Consider the following 15,847-nt stretch of genomic DNA (forward strand, 5'->3'; position numbering starts at 1 on the left):
TCAATTTTCGGCAGTGCTACGCGCGTAGATGTCCTAGTGGCACGATACCTTCGCCCCGCCCCGCCTGCCCACTCCGCTCCCACTCCTTTCGGCCAAGGAGAGTGCGCCATCAACGCGTCCAGCCCCCCTGCCGTAGAACTCCACGGCATCACCAAGCGCTTCCCCGGCGTCGTCGCCAACAAGGACATCGACATCACCGTCCGGAAGGGCACCGTTCACGCCCTCATCGGTGAGAACGGTGCCGGCAAGTCGACCCTGATGAAGATCCTCTACGGCATGCAGAAGCCGGACGAGGGCACCATCGCCATCGACGGCGAGCAGTGCTCCTTCTCCAGCCCCGGTGACGCCATCGCGCGCGGCATCGGCATGGTGCACCAGCACTTCATGCTCGCCGACAACCTCACCGTCCTGGAGAACGTCGTCCTCGGCGGCGAGAAGCTCCACGGCATCGGTGCCAAGGCCCGCAGGAAGATCCAGGAGATCTCCGACGCGTACGGTCTCGGCGTCCGCCCCGACGCCCTCGTGGAGGACCTCGGCGTCGCCGACCGGCAGCGCGTGGAGATCCTCAAGGTCCTCTACCGCGGCGCCCGCATCCTGATCCTCGACGAGCCGACCGCCGTGCTGGTCCCGCAGGAGGTCGACGCGCTCTTCGACAACCTGCGCGAGCTCAAGTCCGAGGGCCTCACGGTCATCTTCATCTCGCACAAGCTCGGCGAGGTCCTGAAGGTCGCCGACGACATCACCGTCATCCGCCGCGGCACCACGGTCGGCACCGCCGACCCGAAGACCGCCACCACCAAGCAGCTCGCCGAGCTGATGGTCGGCACCGAGCTGCCCTCCCCGGAGACCCGCGAGTCGACGGTGACGGACGTCCCGATGCTCCGGGTCCAGGGCCTCACCCTGACCGAGGCCGGCGCCGCGGCCGCCGCCCCGGTGACCACCGCGGCGCCCGAGGACCCCTCCCGGTCCGCCACGATGCACGAGGAGCCGGTCGCCGGGCGCAAGCTGCTCGACGACGTCTCCCTCACCATCCACAAGGGCGAGATCCTGGGCATCGCGGGCGTCGAGGGCAACGGCCAGACCGAGCTCATCGAGGCCCTGATGGGCATGAACGCCCCCGACGCGGGTGTCATCACCCTCGACGGCGACGACATCTCCAAGGTCTCGGTGCGCAAGCGCCGCGAGGGCGGCATCGGCTACATCCCCGAGGACCGCCACCGCCACGGCCTGCTGCTGGAGGCCCCGCTCTGGGAGAACCGCATCCTCGGCCACGTCACCGAGGCGCCCAACTCCAAGCGCGGCATCCTCGACCCGAAGGCCGCCCGCAAGGACACCGAGCGGATCGTGCGCGAGTACGACGTCCGCACGCCCGGCATCGACGTCACCGCCGCCTCGCTGTCCGGCGGCAACCAGCAGAAGCTGATCGTCGGCCGCGAGATGAGCCACGCCCCCAAGTTCCTGATCGCCGCCCACCCCACCCGGGGTGTGGACGTCGGCGCGCAGGCGCAGATCTGGGACGCCATCCGCGACGCCCGCCGCGAGGGCCTGGCCGTGCTGCTGATCTCCGCCGACCTCGACGAGCTCATCGGCCTGTCCGACACCCTGCGGGTCATGTACCGCGGCAGGCTCGTGGCCGACGCCGACCCCGCCACCATCACGCCCGAGGAGCTGGGCTCCGCCATGACCGGCGCCGCCACCGGCCGCCTCGAGGGCAACGACCAGCACCCCGAAGACGGTGACGCCCGATGATGAAGATCGACAAGGACAAGCTGCTCATCGGGGCCGCGGGCCCGGTGCTCGCGCTGGTCTCCTCCTTCGTGCTCACCGTGCTGGTGCTGCTCGCCACGGGTCTCGACCCGATCGAGCCGATCCGGCTGATGATCGAGAACGCCGGATACTCCGACATCCAGGTGCTGATCATCAACCAGACCGGCATCTACTACCTGGCGTCCCTGGCGGTGGCCATCGGCTTCCGGATGAACCTCTTCAACATCGGCGTCGACGGCCAGTACCGCCTCGCGGCGATGGTGTCGGCCGTCGTTGGTGCCTCCGTGACCCTGCCCGGTCCGCTGCACATCCTGCTGATCGTGATCGTCGCGATCCTCGTCGGCGCCTTCTGGGCCGGTATCGCGGCCATCCTCAAGACCACCCGCGGCGTCTCCGAGGTCGTCTCGACGATCATGCTCAACGCCATCACGACCTCGCTGGTGGCCTGGTTGATCCTGCCGAAGAACTGGGGCGTCCAGCCGCCCGGCTCCAACAACCTCACCACCGGTGAGATCCCCGAGTCCGGCTGGTTCCCCGGCATCGACATGGGCGAGGGCAACGGCGTCATCTACGGCTTCACCTTCGTCGCGCTCGCGCTCGGCGTCGTCTACTGGTTCGTCCTCAACCGCACCAAGTTCGGCTTCGACCTGCGCGCCACCGGCGCCAGCGAGTCCGCCGCCCAGGCCAGCGGTGTCGACGCCAAGAAGATGATCCTCACCGCGATGCTGATCTCGGGTGGCCTCGCCGGTCTGTCCGGCATGCCGACGCTGCTCGGCGAGACCCACACGTACAGCCTCGACTTCCCGGTCGGCGTCGGCTTCACGGCCATCGCCATCGCCCTGCTCGGCCGCAACCACCCGGTCGGCATCCTGTTCTCGTCCCTCCTCTTCGCGTTCCTGGAGAAGGCGTCCTCCTCGCTGGACACCAACGGGTACCCGAAGGAGATCACGCAGATCATGCAGGGCATCATCGTGATCGCCGTGGTCGTCTCCTACGAGCTCGTCCGCCGTTACGGCCTCCGCCGCCAGCAGCAGAAGGTCGGCGAACAGCTGGCCGCCGGCCGCGCCATCAAGACCGACAAGGAGGTGGCGGCATGAGCACCGGCACCGTCGCCAAGCCCAGCGCCGCGCCGAAGAAGGCCGCGCGCCGCAAGCTGACCTGGCCCTGGATCCTGCTGATCGTCGCGGCCGGTCTCGTCCTCTTCTCCTTCGTCCGGGTCGTGTCCGGCGCCGACGACCTCACCTCGGTCGGCCAGGTCTCCGGCGCGCTCCAGCTCGCCGTGCCGATCGCCATGGCCGGTCTCGGCGGTCTGTGGTCCGAGCGTGCGGGCGTCGTCAACATCGGTCTCGAAGGCATGATGATCCTCGGCACCTGGTTCGGTGCCTGGGCCGGCTACCAGTGGGGCCCGTGGACGGGTGTCGTCGTCGGCATCCTCGGCGGCGCGCTCGGCGGCCTGCTGCACGCGATCATCACGGTCACCTTCAACGTGAACCACATCGTCTCCGGTGTGGCGATCAACATCCTGGCGCTCGGCTTCACCAAGTACCTGTCGAAGTTCACCTTCGCCGAGGCCGAGGGCGGCTCCGCCAAGCAGTCCCCGCGCATCGACCAGATCACCGACATCACCATCCCGGGACTCTCGGACTGGCTGCAGGACCTCCAGCAGAAGCACTGGTTCCTGATCTCGGACATCGCCGGCATCATCGGCGGCCTGGTCACCAACCTGTCGCTGCTGACCGTCGTCGCCGTCCTGCTGATCCCGGCCACCTGGTGGCTGCTGTGGCGCACGGCCTTCGGCCTGCGGCTGCGCTCCTGCGGTGAGAACCCGGTCGCGGCCGAGTCCCTGGGCGTCAACGTCTACAAGTACAAGTACATCGCCGTGGTGGTCTCGGGCGGCCTCGCCGGCCTCGGTGGCGCGTTCCTCGCGATCGTCTCCACCGGCATCTACCAGGAGGGCCAGACCGGCGGCCGCGGTTACATCGGTCTCGCCGCGATGATCTTCGGCAACTGGATGCCGGGCGGCATGGCCATGGGCGCCGGCCTGTTCGGCTTCACCGACAGCCTCAAGCTGCGCGGCGGCGCCGAGAACGTCCACGCGCTGCTGCTGCTCGTCGCGCTGCTCCTGGTGATCGCCGCGCTGTGGCAGATGTACCGGAAGAAGTGGGTGGTCGCCGCCCTCGGCGCCGTCTTCGCCGTCGGCTTCTTCTTCTGGTACGTGCTCACCGACCAGGTGCCGAGCCAGTTCGTCGACGCCGCTCCGTACGTCACCACGCTGCTCGTGCTCGCCCTTTCGGCGCAGCGCCTGCGGATGCCGAAGGCGGACGGCCTGCCGTACCAGAAGGGCCAGGGCAAGTGACCCCCGACTGGGACCTTCTCCGGAAGGCGGCCCGGGAGGCGATGTCGCACGCCTACGCGCCGTACTCGGGCTTCCCGGTCGGCGCGGCGGCCCTGGTCGACGACGGGCGGGTGGTCTCCGGCTGCAACGTGGAGAACGCCTCGTTCGGCCTCGGCCTGTGCGCCGAGTGCGGACTGGTCTCGCAGCTCCAGGCGACCGGAGGCGGACGGCTCACGCACTTCGTGTGCGTCGACGGCCGGGGCGAGTCCCTGGTGCCGTGCGGGCGCTGCCGGCAGCTGCTGCACGAGTTCGGGGGCCCCGAACTGGTCCTGGAGACACCCGCCGGGTTCGTGACGCTCGCGGAGATGCTGCCGCAGGCGTTCGGCCCGGACCACCTGAAGTAGTACCGAGGAGCGGCCCTTCCGCCAGGATGGAAGGGCCGCTCCTGCTTTCCCCCTCTATGCGCGTAGAAAGAGGCACCACCACATGGACGTCATCTCCGTCATCCGGACCAAGCGGGACAAGGGCGAGCTGAGCCCCGAGCAGATCGACTGGGTCATCGACGCCTACACCCGCGGGGAGGTCGCCGACGAGCAGATGTCCGCGCTGGCCATGGCGATCCTGCTGAACGGCATGAACCGCGACGAGATCGCCCGCTGGACCGCCGCGATGATCGCGAGCGGCGAGCGCATGGACTTCTCGTCCCTCTCCCGGCCGACCGCCGACAAGCACTCCACCGGCGGCGTCGGCGACAAGATCACCCTGCCGCTCGCCCCGCTCGTCGCCGCCTGCGGCGCGGCCGTCCCGCAGCTCTCCGGCCGCGGCCTCGGCCACACCGGCGGCACCCTCGACAAGCTGGAGTCCATCCCCGGCTGGCGGGCGCTGCTCTCCAACGAGGAGATGCTGCACGTCCTGGACACCACCGGCGCGGTCATCTGCGCGGCCGGCGACGGCCTGGCCCCGGCGGACAAGAAGCTCTACGCGCTGCGTGACGTCACCGGCACGGTCGAGGCCATCCCGCTCATCGCCTCCTCCATCATGTCGAAGAAGATCGCCGAGGGCACCGGCTCCCTGGTCCTCGACGTCAAGGTCGGCACCGGCGCCTTCATGAAGAACATCGAGGACGCCCGCGAACTCGCCTCCACCATGGTCGCGCTCGGCACCGATAGCGGCGTCAAGACGGTCGCCCTGCTCACCGACATGTCCACCCCGCTCGGCCTCACCGCCGGCAACGCCCTCGAAGTCCGCGAGTCCGTCGAGGTCCTCGCCGGCGGCGGCCCGGCCGACGTCGTCGAGCTCACCGTCGCCCTCGCCCGCGAGATGCTCGACGCCGCCGGCATCAAGGACGCCGACCCGGCCACGGCCCTCGCCGACGGCTCCGCCATGGACGCCTGGCGCCGCATGATCGCCGCCCAGGGCGGCGACCCGGACGCCACCCTCCCGGTCGCCCGCGAGCAGCACGTCGTCACCGCGCCGTCCTCCGGTGTCCTCACCCGCCTCGACGCCTACGACATCGGCATCGCCGCCTGGCGCCTCGGCGCCGGCCGCGCCCGCAAGGAGGACCCGGTCCAGGCCGGCGCCGGCGTCGAACTCCACGCGAAGCCGGGCGACACGGTGACGGCGGGCCAGCCGCTGCTGACCCTGCACACCGACACCCCGGAGAAGTTCGACTACGCCCTCAAGTCGCTGACGGCGGCGTGGGACATCGCCCCGGCGGGCACGTCGTTCACCCCGAACCCGATCGTCCTGGACCGCATCGCGTGACGCGATGATCGCCTCTGGCATGTGCCAGTGACGCCTTCGGGTGAACGGGGCCGGTGGACCTCCACCGGCCCCGTTCGGCATGCTGGGATCGGTGACGCACCGATAGAGGAGACCGCCATGGGCGCACTCACCGTCGACCACTCGTCACACGGGTACGAGTGGAGCGACCTCGTCCGGCTCTGGGAGGAGACGGACGCGCCCGAGGAGATCACCTCCCCGCCCCCCTTCGACCTCACCCGCGACACCGCCGAGTTCCCCGTCAGCTGAGCCCCGGCCCCCTTCCCCATGCCGTGCGATGAGTTCCGGGCCCGCCACCGGTCCACCCGGTGTGGACACCTCACGCACTCTCGAACTGCGGCTGCCCGCCCGGCCCGCGCCCGACGACGTCAGGCGCCTGTGCGCGCTGCTCGACGCCGCCGAGCCGGGCGTCGTCGTCTGCGAGGTCGGCGGGCTGGAGCGGGCCGATCTCGCCGCCGTCGACGCCCTCGCCCGGCTGCGGCTCGCCGCGCTGCGGCGTGGGCACCGGCTGGTGTTCACGGGGGTGCGGGACGAGCTGCGCGCGCTGCTCGGGGCCGTCGGGCTCGACGAGCTCGTATGACGCTCAGGCCGGCAGCCGCTCCGGGAGGTCGAACAGCGGGAACCAGCGCTTGGTGTCCAGGAAGAAGTCCATCCCGCCGATCTTCCCGTCGTGCACCTGGAGCACGATCAGGGCCCACGGCGCGAAGCCGCCCTCCGGGTCCGGGTGGTAGTGGGCGAAGGCCGGCTGGCCGTTCGCCACGGCCGGCACCAGCCGGGAGCCACGGCACACCTCGCCGACGCCCAGCATCCAGCCCACGATGTCGTCGTGGCCGCGCAGCCACAGGTCGTACGGCGGCATGGACATCGTCGCGTCCTCGTGGAGGAGCGCCGTGAGGGCCTGCATGTCGTAGCCCTCGAAGGCCGCCACATAGCGGTCCAGGAGCGCCTTCTGCTCCTCGTCCAGCGGATCCGCCGCGTCAGAGGTGGCCGGCGCCTGCTCGGCGATGGTCGCGCGCGCCCGCTGCAGGGCGCTGTTGACCGAGGCGACGGTCAGGCCGAGCAGCTCGGCGACCTCGGCCGCCTTCCAGGCCAGCACCTCGCGCAGGATCAGCACCGCGCGCTGCTTCGGCGGCAGGTGCTGCAGCGCCGCCACGAACGCCAGCCGCACGGTCTCCCGCGACACCGCCGTCTCCGCCGGGTCGGCCACCGACGGCAGCACCCGGCCGTCCGGCACCGGCTCCAGCCAGGTGATCTCCGGCCGCTCGTTGAGCCGGGCCTGCGCCACCGGGGTCGGATCCGTCAGGTCCATCGGCCGGGCCCGCCGGTTGCCCGCGCTCAGCGCGTCCAGGCAGACGTTGGTCGCGATCCGGTACAGCCAGGACCGCAGGGACGAGCGTCCCTCGAAGGAGTCGAGCGAGCGCCAGGCGCGCACCATGGTGTCCTGCACCGCGTCCTCCGCCTCGAAGGCGGAGCCCAGCATCCGGTAGCAGTAACCCGTCAGCTCCGTACGGTACTTCTCCAGGTCGTCCGACTTCAGCTCGCCGGTCGTCATGGCCATCGCGTCCACCCCGCTCGCCCCTCACCGGCGCCCGTTCGACGCCGATGAGGGGAAGCTAGCGCAGCCCACTGACAACGAGGGCCCGTTCGGCGGATTCCGTCACGTTCCGGGCTTGCGCCCGTACACGAACACGTCGTCGCCCGTCCGCAGCAGGTTCCAGTACGCCTTCGCGTCCGCCGGCCGCATGTTGACGCAGCCGCCCGAACCCGGCGGGTTCCACATGGACTTGGTGGTCGAGTGGAACGCCTGCCCGCCGTCGAAGAACTGCGAGTACGGCATCGACACGTGGTAGAGCGTCGACCAGTGGTTGATGTGGCGCCAGTAGATCTTCTTCGCTCCGGTACGGGTCTCCGCGCCGTCCCGGCCCGTGCGCACCGGCACCGGACCGTACTTGAGGCGCGCGCCGTCCTGGATCCAGCTGAGCTGGCGGGTCAGGTCGACGCAGGCGATCCGGCCCTTGTTGGTCGGACACCTGCCCTCGCGGTTCGGGTTGGTGCCGGCGGCCCGCTGCGCGAGCATCGTCGACATGGTGCGCCAGGTGATCACGCCGGCGTAGCCCGCCGACGGCAGGATCCCGTGCTTCTGCTGGAACGCCTGGATCGTCCGGCAGTCGGTGAGCGACTGGCGCCCGTCGACGGGCCGGCCGAGGAACTTCTCCACCTGCTTCTGGTACGGGCCGGTCGTCGTGTTGCAGTACGTCGCCGCCTGCGCCGGGGCGGCGCCGAGGGCCACCGTCAGCGGCACGACCAGGGACGTGACCGCGAGGCCGACGCCCGCTCTTCTTCGAATCGCACTCATGATCGTCAACTCCCCCTAGAGTCCTGAGAGTTAAGACTCTCGGGGGAGCCGAACGGTTGCAGGGCCGTGACCGGCCGATCGCGGAGTGTCAGGCCGCCGCGAGCCGCTGCCGCTGCCGCTGCCGGTCGCGCCGCGCCTCGACGCGCGCGCTGTGCGTCCCGTACAGCGTGATGGACACGACGCCGAGCACCGCCACCAGGCCGATCACCACCGTGCCGCCCCAGCCGCCCGCGTGGAAGGCGACCGCGCCGAGCGTGCCGCCCGCGCTGCTGCCCAGGTAGTACGCCGACTGGTAGAGCGCCGACGCCTGCGCGCGGCCCGTCTTCGCGGTGCGGCTCACCGAGGAGGAGGCGACCGCGTGCCCGGCGAAGAAGCCGGCGGTGATCAGGACCAGGCCCGTGAGGACGGCGGGCAGCGCGTCGGCGAGCGAGAGCAGCAGCCCGGTCGCCGTCGTGGAGACCGCCAGGTAGAGCGCGCCGCGCCGGCCGAGCCGGCCGACGAGCTTGCCGGCCGCCGCGGAGGAGACCGTGCCCACCAGGTAGACCAGGAAGATCGAGCCGACCACGCCCTGCGGCAGCGAGAACGGCGCCTCGACGAGCCGGTAGCCGATCACCGTGTAGACGGCGCCGAAGACCGTCATGAACAGCGCGCCGATCGCGTAGAGCCGCACGAGCAGCGGGTCCGCGAGGTGACCGCGCACGGTCCGCGCGAGCAGCCGCGGGTTCAGCGTGCCGGGCGTGAAGTGCCGGGCCTTCGGGATGAGCACGCGGAAGGCGACCGCGCAGCCCACGGCCATCAGGCCGACGGCCGCCAGGCCCGCCCGCCAGCCCCACAGCTGGGCCACCCAGCCGGTGACGATCCGGCCGCTCATGCCGCCGATGGAGTTGCCCGCCACGAACAGGCCGATCGCGGCGACCAGCGCCTTCGGCCGCACCTCCTCGGCCAGGAACGCCATCGCCGAGGCCGGCACACCGGCCAGCGCGGCGCCCTGCACCGCGCGCAGCGCGACGAGCCAGTCCAGGTTCGGGGCGAGCGGGACGAGCAGACCGACGGCGACGGCGACCGCGAGCGAGGCCGTCATCATCGAGCGGCGCCCGAAGCGCTCGGACAGCGCGCTGAGCGGGAGGACGCACAGGGCGAGCGCGCCGGTCGCGGCGGAGACCGTCCAGGAGGCGGCCGACGCGGTGGCGCCGAACTCGGCCGAGACGGCGGGGAGGAGGGCCTGGGTGGAGTAGAGGAGCGCGAAGGTGGCCACTCCGGCGGCGAACAGCGCGAGGCTCATCCGGCGGTAGCCGGGGCGGCCGGGGGCGAGCCGGGAGTCGGTGGCGTCGGCGCGGGAGGCAGTGCTTGCGTCGGCGACCGCGCGGGTGGCGGCCGCCTTGGTACTGGCGGAAGGCATGCCTCGAACGTAGGCCGACGCGTTTCATGCGTCCAATGCACGGAACTGCTGTAATCGTTCCCGTGATGCATGAGTACAGGTCACAGCATCGGCTGTCACCGAACAGTAACGAAGAAGACATGGGACTGCTGCTCGCGCCGCGGCTCGCTTACTTCGCCGCGGTCGCCCGGCACGAGCACGTGACCCGGGCCGCGCAGGAGATGGGCGTGCCGCAGTCGACGCTGTCGCGGGCCATGGTCCGGCTCGAAGAGGACCTCGGCGTCGCGCTGTTCGCCCGCCGCGGCCGTACGGTCTCGCTCACCGCAGCCGGCCGCCGCTTCCTCGGCGCGGCCGAGCGGGCCCTCGCCGAGGTCGAGCGCGCCGCCGACACCGTACGCGCCGACGCCGACCCGGCCGCCGGCCGGGTCGCCTTCGGCTTCCTGCACACCATGGGCTCCGAGACCGTGCCCGGGCTCATCCGCGCCTTCCGCGTCGACCACCCCAGGGTCCGCTTCACCCTGGTGCAGAACTACGGCGAGGCCATGATCGAACGGCTCCGCTCCGGCGAGCTCGACCTCTGCCTCACCTCGCCCGTGCCCGACGCGCCCGACCTCGTCGGCCGCCGCCTCGACGAGCAGCGGCTGCGGCTCGTCGTCCCCGACGACCACCGGCTCGCCTCCCGCAAGCGGATCCGGCTCGCCGAGGCCGCCGACGAGACCTTCGTGACCCTCGAACCCGGCTACGGGCTGCGCCGCATCACCGACGACCTGTGCGCCCAGGCCGGCTTCAAGCCCCGTATCGCCTTCGAGGGCGAGGAGGCCGAGACCCTCCGCGGCCTGGTCGCCGCCGGCCTCGGCGTCGCCCTGCTGCCGCCCCCGGCCGTCGCCCGGCCCGGCGTCGTCGAACTCGGCGTGACCTCGCCGCGCGCGGTCCGCGAGATCGGCGTGGCCTGGCTCGACGGCCACCCGGACACCCCGCCGGTCGCCGCCTTCAAGAAGTTCCTGCTCAGCAAGCGGGGCAGCCTGCTGCCGGAGTGAACCACCGGCGTGCCGGCGGGAACTACCGCCGCGAGCTGCCGAACCCCGCCGCGAGCGGCATCCGCAGCCCCAGCGGCGGCGGCGCCGCCATCGCGTCGGCCAGCGGCCGGCTCTGCGGCCGCCCGAACAGCGAGGAGAGCACGAAGTCGGCCGCCAGGGCGTGTACCTCGTCCTGGTACTGCCGCAGGGCGTGCCCGTCCGCGTGCACCTCGAAGCGGCAGGTGTCCCGGTTCGACTTCTTGGCCCGCTCGGCGTACCGGTACGACAGCTCCGGATCCGTCCGCGCGTCGTTCGTCCCGTGCACGAGCAGCACCCGCCGCCCCACCAACTGCCGTACGGGCTCGGGCTCGGCCGCCCGGTCGTCCTCCGGCAGCCACGGCGCGATCGCCAGGACCGCCGTCACCGCCGCGTGCCCGCCCGCGTGCAGCGCCGCCCGCGCCCCCATCCCGCGCCCCGCCAGGCACACCGGCACGTCCCCGTACCGCCGCACCGCCTCCGCGACCGCCCACGACGCGTCCGCCGCGAGCTGCGCGTCGGTCCCGTTCCACCCCCGGCCGCGGTAGCGCACCACATGCGCGACGAGCCCCTCGCCCCGCCCCGCCCGCCCCAGCGCCCGCCCGAGCGGCAGCGCCGCCGCGTGCGCCCACGCCGACGGCCCTCGCCCCGACACGGCCTCCCCGTCCGGCAGCAGCAGGACCACCCCGCCGACCTCGGTGACCGTCTGCGTCGCTCCGACGGGCCGACCGAGCCGGGGCGTCCGGGTGCCGGTCGGTGCCACGAGTGCGTTGTGCGTCATAACGGAACAGTCTCAGAAGGCGAGGTGTACGACAGCCGTACGCGCGGTCTCTGTTACGCATCGTCCGCTGAGCGAACACCGTTCCCGCCTACGGGGTTTGCCAACCGCGTTCGAACCAGTTCACCTCGCCCAGCGCGACGAAGCCGCGCCGCTCGTACCAGTGGCGCGGCCAGTCGTCGGCGAGCGCCATCAGGAAGACGGTCGTGCAGCCCGCGGCGGCGGCCATGCGCAGCGCGGTGTCCAGGACCACGCCCGCGTGGCCCTGGCCGAGGTACGGCTCGGCGGTGACGAGGTCCTCGATCTGGGCGATGCCGGTGGTCGGGTCGAGGTAGAGGTCGGCCCAGGAGGCGACCTGGCCGAACTCGTCGTGGGAGGCGAGGAAACGGACGTCGTCGGCGCCGCGCAGCCGGGCCGTGCGGCGCTCCACCAGGTCGTGGACGACCTCGGCCGGGGCGTCGGGGAGGAAGCGGCGCCAGCTCTCGGTGAGCGGGCCGCGCAGGGCCGGCAGGTCCACCTCCCGGGCTCCACCCTGCTCCGGCACCGGGCCGGTGTGGCGCATGATCACGACCGTCCGGCAGGTGTAGCCGGCGCGGGCGAGCGGGCCGGCGCAGGCGGCGGCGACGGTCTCGTCGGGGATGTGGACGGCGCGGTGCGGCAGCGCGGTCAGGGCCGTGTCGACCAGGGCGGGCAGGGCCTCGGGATCGGGGGCGCCGTCCACCAGGACGTGGTTGTCGCCGTGGGAGAGCGCGTAGGTCTCGTTCAGTGCCGCGAAGCCGCCGGGGAAGTCGACCGTCCGCTCCGCCTGCCGGCGGGTGAACCTGGACAGGAAGGCGTGGATCCGGCGCAGTTCGGGTTCCGTGACGTCAGGGCGCATAGGTGCAGGCTAGGCGGTCGTGTCCGGCGCACGCACCGAGAATTCAGGTGCCGAAGAGGCGCGCTCTACGCGCGTAGGCGCTACAGTGCGGAAATGACGAGCCAGATCCCCACCACCCCCACCGTGGACCAGATCCGCCGCGCCCCGAAGGTGCTGCTGCACGACCACCTCGACGGCGGGCTGCGCCCCGGCACGATCATCGAACTCGCCCGGGCCCAGGGCTATGACGCGCTTCCGGAGACCGAGCCCGACAAGCTCGGCATCTGGTTCCGCGAGGCGGCCGACTCCGGTTCGCTCGAGCGCTATCTGGAGACCTTCGCGCACACCTGCGCCGTCATGCAGAGCCGCGAGGCGCTGTTCCGCGTCGCCGCCGAGTGCGCGGTCGACCTCGCCGAGGACGGCGTCGTCTACGCCGAGGTGCGCTACGCCCCGGAGCAGCACCTGGAGGGCGGTCTCAGCCTCGAAGAGGTCGTCGAGGCCGTCAACGAGGGCTTCCGCGAGGGCGAGCGGCAGGCCAGGGCGAACGGGCACCGGATCCGGGTGGGCGCGCTGCTCACCGCGATGCGGCACGCCGCCCGCGCCCTGGAGATCGCCGAACTGGCCAATCGCTACCGCGACTCCGGTGTCGTCGGCTTCGACATCGCGGGTGCCGAGGCCGGCTTCCCGCCCACCCGGCACCTCGACGCCTTCGAGTACCTGAAGCGGGAGAACAACCACTTCACGATCCACGCGGGCGAGGCGTTCGGCCTGCCGTCGATCTGGCAGGCGCTCCAGTGGTGCGGCGCGGACCGGCTCGGCCACGGCGTGCGGATCATCGACGACATCGAGGTCGCCGAGGACGGCTCGGTCACCCTCGGCCGGCTCGCCGCCTATGTGCGCGACAAGCGGATCCCGCTGGAGATGTGCCCGACCTCGAACCTCCAGACCGGTGCCGCCGACTCGTACGCGGAGCACCCGATCGGCCTGCTCCGCAAGCTGCACTTCCGGGCGACGGTCAACACCGACAACCGGCTGATGAGCGGCACCAGCATGAGCAAGGAATTCGAATTCCTGGTCGATGCATTCGGTTACACGCTCGACGACATGGCCTGGTTCACGGTCAATGCGATGAAATCAGCGTTCATTCCTTTCGATGAACGACTCGCCATGATCAATGACGTCATCAAGCCAGGATACGCCGAGCTGAAGTCCGAATGGCTGTTCCAGCAGACCGCCACCACCAGCGAGTCTTCCCGCCAGACCGGCTGAGCGAGGGTCTTCGGGACGATCATCGGAGCGGCCGGGCGCACCACGCCCGGCCGCATTTCGGTGTTTGCGGACAGGGCATTCGCTCGTTAGGTTGCGTAGCCGCTCTGCATTCCCCGAATTGCCCTGCCCCGTGATCCCCGAGATTCCCGAGGAAGATTTTCTGATGAAGCAGTCCGCCGCCAAGAAGCTCGGTGTCGCCGTCCTGGGTGCCGCTTTCGCCGCCGCTGCCGCCGGCACGGCCTCCGCCGCCCCCGCCCCGGAGCCGGCCGGCCCCGACGCGCTGGGCCTGGTCACCAACACCGTCCCGGTCGGCGAGGACGTCACCGAGCTGCCCGCGGGCACCGACGCGGCCCTGGCCGGCGGCGAGACCGCCGTCGGCAGCGGCGCGGAGCAGGCCGTCAACGCCGTGCCCGGCGCGGTCGACCAGGCCCAGAACCTCCCGGGCGAGGTGCAGAAGCAGGCGTCGAACCTGCCGCTGGACGGCGCCAAGAGCGGCCTCGCCGCCACCCCGCTCCAGGGCGCGACCGGCCTCCTCGGCGGCCTGCCGCTGAACGGCCTGCCGGTGGGTGGCCTGGGTGGCCTGGCCGGCGGCCTGCCGCTGTAAGCAGCGCGCCGCCCGCAGGCATGGCGAAGGGGCGCCCACCCGGACCGGATGGGCGCCCCTTCGGCGTGCCTGCGGCGACTACCAGGCCGGGCTCGGCGACTTCTCGGCCGGCAGCAGCACCCACAGCGCCAGGTAGATCAGGAACTGCGGGCCCGGCAGCAGACACGAGACCAGGAAGATCGCGCGCATCGTCCAGTCGGAGATGCCGAAGCGCCGGGCCAGCGCCGCGCACACTCCGCCGATCACGCGTCCGTCACGGGGGCGGGCAAGTGCGGCCATGGTGGGCTCCTTCGTTTCCGGCGGCGATCCCGGTGATCGCGCGGTCCGATGCCTCCATGCTGCCGCCGGCGAAGGGACGAAACGTCGGTCTAGGGGGCGATCCCGACCCTGGGAATCGTCGGGGTCGCACCCTGAGGAACCGCCCTGCGGCTCCGCACTGGAGAGGACCCCCGGGAGGCGCCCGACCGCGCCGCCGCCCGCCGCCGCAGCCGCGCCCGCCCCGCCGGCACGAGCAGGACGTGCGCGAGGGCCACGCCCACCGTGTTCAGGAGCACCGAGTCCACGTCCACGACCTGCCCGGGCACCGCCGTCTGCAACAGCTCCACGGCCAGTGACACCAGCGCGCCCGCCGCCGTCGTACGGGCCAGGGACGCCCACGGCGAGACCCGCAGACGGCCGTCGCACATCGGCAGCAGCACCCCGAGCGGGGCCAGGAGCAGCATCTCCTTGCCGATCCGCCAGGCCGCCTCGGCCGGGCCGAGCAGCAGATAGGAGCGGATGCCGGCGAGCGGGGTCAGGTTCGGCGCGGTCACCCAGGCCACGTCCCGCGGCCGGAGCGCCACCCAGGCGACGCAGAGCACATGCGCGAGGAGGAGCAGAAACCCCGTCACGCGTACCACCGTGGCGGCACTGCCGCCCGAACCGCCCGAACCGCCCGAACCTTGAGGTTGCACGCCCCCCAAGACGCGCCCTCCGGCGGAATCGGTTCCGCCTCACCCCGGACCGACCCGGACAGACCCCTGGCCGACCCCTAGGGGGTCGCTGCCGGAGCCGTCGCCGGAGCCGATGCCGGCGCCGACGACACCGCCGACTCCGGGCGCTCCTTCAACTGCTCCGTGCACAGATAGCGGCGCGGCTCGTACGACCCCGGGCCGCCGAGCACCACCGTGTCACCGCCCGCGGTCGCCACGCCCGCCGTGCTCTCGGCGAAGGTGCAGACGATCTGCGCGAGCGCGGCCGCCGGCAGGTCCTCGGGCTGGCGGCTGAGCCGCAGCGTGCCCTTCAGATCGCCCTTGTGGGCGCCGCCGACCAGCAGCGGGCCCTTCACGGCCGTCGCGAAGCCGGCCTGCCGCTCGTCGGCCGACGGCTCGGTCACCAGCTGGGCGAGCAGCGCCGAGGCCGTACGCACCGGATCGCCCGCCGCCTTCTCCTCCGGCAGCGGCGAGCGGCGCTCGACCCGCTCCAGCTGCGCCCCGCACAGCAGGTACACGTGCAGCGGCACCCCCGTGCCGGGCGCGACCCCGTCGGGCGTGGCGCCGGCCGAGGTGTCGCACGGCACCCGCGAGGGGGCCGCGCCCGCGTCCACCGGCACCGAGGTCGTACGGATACCGCAGCCCGCGAGCAGTGCGGCAGCGCCGAGGACCGCAAGTCCCCGTCCCGTACGGCTCATA

General features: G+C 72.0%; 18 protein-coding genes. 10 read left to right on the forward strand and 8 right to left on the reverse strand.

The genetic code is table 11. The annotated features are described in order from the left end of the window. Positions 1-108 precede the first annotated feature (108 nt). From ACWEV0_RS05525 to ACWEV0_RS05555, 7 genes are all read left to right on the forward strand, one after another. Entirely contained in the window at positions 109-1,749 is a 1,641-nt protein-coding gene (locus ACWEV0_RS05525; protein WP_453146802.1) for an ABC transporter ATP-binding protein, read from the forward strand. Beyond that, positions 1,746-2,864, forward strand: a complete 1,119-nt coding sequence (locus ACWEV0_RS05530) for an ABC transporter permease (RefSeq protein ID WP_453146711.1) — start codon at positions 1,746-1,748, stop codon at positions 2,862-2,864. The genes ACWEV0_RS05525 and ACWEV0_RS05530 overlap by 4 nt, the downstream gene beginning before the upstream one ends. Next, positions 2,861-4,123 (forward strand): ABC transporter permease, encoded by a 1,263-nt coding sequence (locus ACWEV0_RS05535; protein ID WP_453146713.1) that lies wholly within the window; start codon positions 2,861-2,863, stop codon positions 4,121-4,123. The genes ACWEV0_RS05530 and ACWEV0_RS05535 overlap by 4 nt, the downstream gene beginning before the upstream one ends. Beyond that, the gene (locus tag ACWEV0_RS05540) at positions 4,120-4,506 is read left to right on the forward strand and encodes a cytidine deaminase (protein WP_453146715.1); all 387 of its coding nucleotides are present in this window, start codon (positions 4,120-4,122) and stop codon (positions 4,504-4,506) included. The genes ACWEV0_RS05535 and ACWEV0_RS05540 overlap by 4 nt, the downstream gene beginning before the upstream one ends. Positions 4,507-4,588: 82 nt before the next feature. Next, positions 4,589-5,866 (forward strand): thymidine phosphorylase, encoded by a 1,278-nt coding sequence (locus tag ACWEV0_RS05545; protein ID WP_453146717.1) that lies wholly within the window; start codon positions 4,589-4,591, stop codon positions 5,864-5,866. 117 nt (positions 5,867-5,983) lie between these two features. Continuing rightward, entirely contained in the window at positions 5,984-6,133 is a 150-nt protein-coding gene (locus ACWEV0_RS05550; RefSeq protein WP_453146719.1) for a hypothetical protein, read from the forward strand. A 61-nt stretch (positions 6,134-6,194) separates the two neighbouring features. Then, a complete protein-coding gene (locus ACWEV0_RS05555) occupies positions 6,195-6,464 on the forward strand; it encodes an STAS domain-containing protein (RefSeq protein WP_453146721.1) in 270 nt (89 codons plus the stop codon). A 3-nt stretch (positions 6,465-6,467) separates the two neighbouring features. On the opposite strand, the gene ACWEV0_RS05560 is transcribed toward ACWEV0_RS05555, so the two are convergent. From ACWEV0_RS05560 to ACWEV0_RS05570, 3 genes are all read right to left on the reverse strand, one after another. Then, positions 6,468-7,442, reverse strand: coding sequence for a sigma-70 family RNA polymerase sigma factor (locus ACWEV0_RS05560; RefSeq protein ID WP_453146723.1), 975 nt, complete (start codon positions 7,440-7,442; stop codon positions 6,468-6,470). 99 nt (positions 7,443-7,541) lie between these two features. Then, a complete protein-coding gene (locus ACWEV0_RS05565) occupies positions 7,542-8,240 on the reverse strand; it encodes a L,D-transpeptidase (protein WP_453146724.1) in 699 nt (232 codons plus the stop codon). An 88-nt stretch (positions 8,241-8,328) separates the two neighbouring features. Further along, complete coding sequence (locus ACWEV0_RS05570; RefSeq protein ID WP_453146726.1) at positions 8,329-9,639, reverse strand: MFS transporter; 1,311 nt, start codon at positions 9,637-9,639, stop codon at positions 8,329-8,331. 62 nt (positions 9,640-9,701) lie between these two features. Between ACWEV0_RS05570 and ACWEV0_RS05575 the strand changes: the two genes are divergently transcribed. After that, complete coding sequence (locus ACWEV0_RS05575; protein ID WP_453146728.1) at positions 9,702-10,655, forward strand: LysR family transcriptional regulator; 954 nt, start codon at positions 9,702-9,704, stop codon at positions 10,653-10,655. A 22-nt stretch (positions 10,656-10,677) separates the two neighbouring features. Here the strand turns inward: ACWEV0_RS05575 and ACWEV0_RS05580 are convergent, their stop codons facing one another. Beyond that, positions 10,678-11,451, reverse strand: a complete 774-nt coding sequence (locus ACWEV0_RS05580) for an alpha/beta hydrolase (protein ID WP_453146730.1) — start codon at positions 11,449-11,451, stop codon at positions 10,678-10,680. An 88-nt stretch (positions 11,452-11,539) separates the two neighbouring features. After that, positions 11,540-12,325, reverse strand: a complete 786-nt coding sequence (locus tag ACWEV0_RS05585; protein ID WP_453146732.1) for a GNAT family N-acetyltransferase — start codon at positions 12,323-12,325, stop codon at positions 11,540-11,542. Positions 12,326-12,418: 93 nt separating this feature from the next. Here ACWEV0_RS05585 and ACWEV0_RS05590 point away from each other — a divergent pair, with 93 nt between their 5' ends. Beyond that, the gene (locus ACWEV0_RS05590) at positions 12,419-13,573 is read left to right on the forward strand and encodes an adenosine deaminase (RefSeq protein WP_453146734.1); all 1,155 of its coding nucleotides are present in this window, start codon (positions 12,419-12,421) and stop codon (positions 13,571-13,573) included. Positions 13,574-13,736: 163 nt separating this feature from the next. Then, positions 13,737-14,177 carry a hypothetical protein gene (locus ACWEV0_RS05595; RefSeq protein ID WP_451605836.1) on the forward strand — a complete coding sequence of 147 codons (441 nt, stop codon included), beginning with the start codon at positions 13,737-13,739 and terminating at the stop codon, positions 14,175-14,177. Positions 14,178-14,255: 78 nt separating this feature from the next. On the opposite strand, the gene ACWEV0_RS05600 is transcribed toward ACWEV0_RS05595, so the two are convergent. From ACWEV0_RS05600 to ACWEV0_RS05610, 3 genes are all read right to left on the reverse strand, one after another. Then, the gene (locus ACWEV0_RS05600; RefSeq protein WP_453146735.1) at positions 14,256-14,456 is read right to left on the reverse strand and encodes a PspC domain-containing protein; all 201 of its coding nucleotides are present in this window, start codon (positions 14,454-14,456) and stop codon (positions 14,256-14,258) included. Between the two features lie 89 nt (positions 14,457-14,545). Continuing rightward, complete coding sequence (locus ACWEV0_RS05605) at positions 14,546-15,067, reverse strand: VanZ family protein (protein WP_453146737.1); 522 nt, start codon at positions 15,065-15,067, stop codon at positions 14,546-14,548. A 140-nt stretch (positions 15,068-15,207) separates the two neighbouring features. After that, entirely contained in the window at positions 15,208-15,846 is a 639-nt protein-coding gene (locus ACWEV0_RS05610; RefSeq protein ID WP_453146738.1) for a hypothetical protein, read from the reverse strand. Position 15,847 lies beyond the last annotated feature (1 nt).

The organism is Streptomyces sp. NPDC003943, assembly GCF_053605265.1.

Coding starts and splice junctions, on each gene's coding strand:
- ACWEV0_RS05570 (WP_453146726.1), bottom strand. CDS start 9,639: ATGCCTTCCGCCAGTACCAAGGCGGCCGCCACCCGCGCGGTCGCCGAC.
- ACWEV0_RS05595 (WP_451605836.1), top strand. CDS start 13,737: ATGAAGCAGTCCGCCGCCAAGAAGCTCGGTGTCGCCGTCCTGGGTGCC.
- ACWEV0_RS05530 (WP_453146711.1), top strand. CDS start 1,746: ATGATGAAGATCGACAAGGACAAGCTGCTCATCGGGGCCGCGGGCCCG.
- ACWEV0_RS05610 (WP_453146738.1), bottom strand. CDS start 15,846: ATGAGCCGTACGGGACGGGGACTTGCGGTCCTCGGCGCTGCCGCACTG.
- ACWEV0_RS05545 (WP_453146717.1), top strand. CDS start 4,589: ATGGACGTCATCTCCGTCATCCGGACCAAGCGGGACAAGGGCGAGCTG.
- ACWEV0_RS05535 (WP_453146713.1), top strand. CDS start 2,861: ATGAGCACCGGCACCGTCGCCAAGCCCAGCGCCGCGCCGAAGAAGGCC.
- ACWEV0_RS05560 (WP_453146723.1), bottom strand. CDS start 7,442: ATGGCCATGACGACCGGCGAGCTGAAGTCGGACGACCTGGAGAAGTAC.
- ACWEV0_RS05600 (WP_453146735.1), bottom strand. CDS start 14,456: ATGGCCGCACTTGCCCGCCCCCGTGACGGACGCGTGATCGGCGGAGTG.
- ACWEV0_RS05590 (WP_453146734.1), top strand. CDS start 12,419: ATGACGAGCCAGATCCCCACCACCCCCACCGTGGACCAGATCCGCCGC.
- ACWEV0_RS05585 (WP_453146732.1), bottom strand. CDS start 12,325: ATGCGCCCTGACGTCACGGAACCCGAACTGCGCCGGATCCACGCCTTC.
- ACWEV0_RS05550 (WP_453146719.1), top strand. CDS start 5,984: ATGGGCGCACTCACCGTCGACCACTCGTCACACGGGTACGAGTGGAGC.
- ACWEV0_RS05580 (WP_453146730.1), bottom strand. CDS start 11,451: ATGACGCACAACGCACTCGTGGCACCGACCGGCACCCGGACGCCCCGG.
- ACWEV0_RS05565 (WP_453146724.1), bottom strand. CDS start 8,240: ATGAGTGCGATTCGAAGAAGAGCGGGCGTCGGCCTCGCGGTCACGTCC.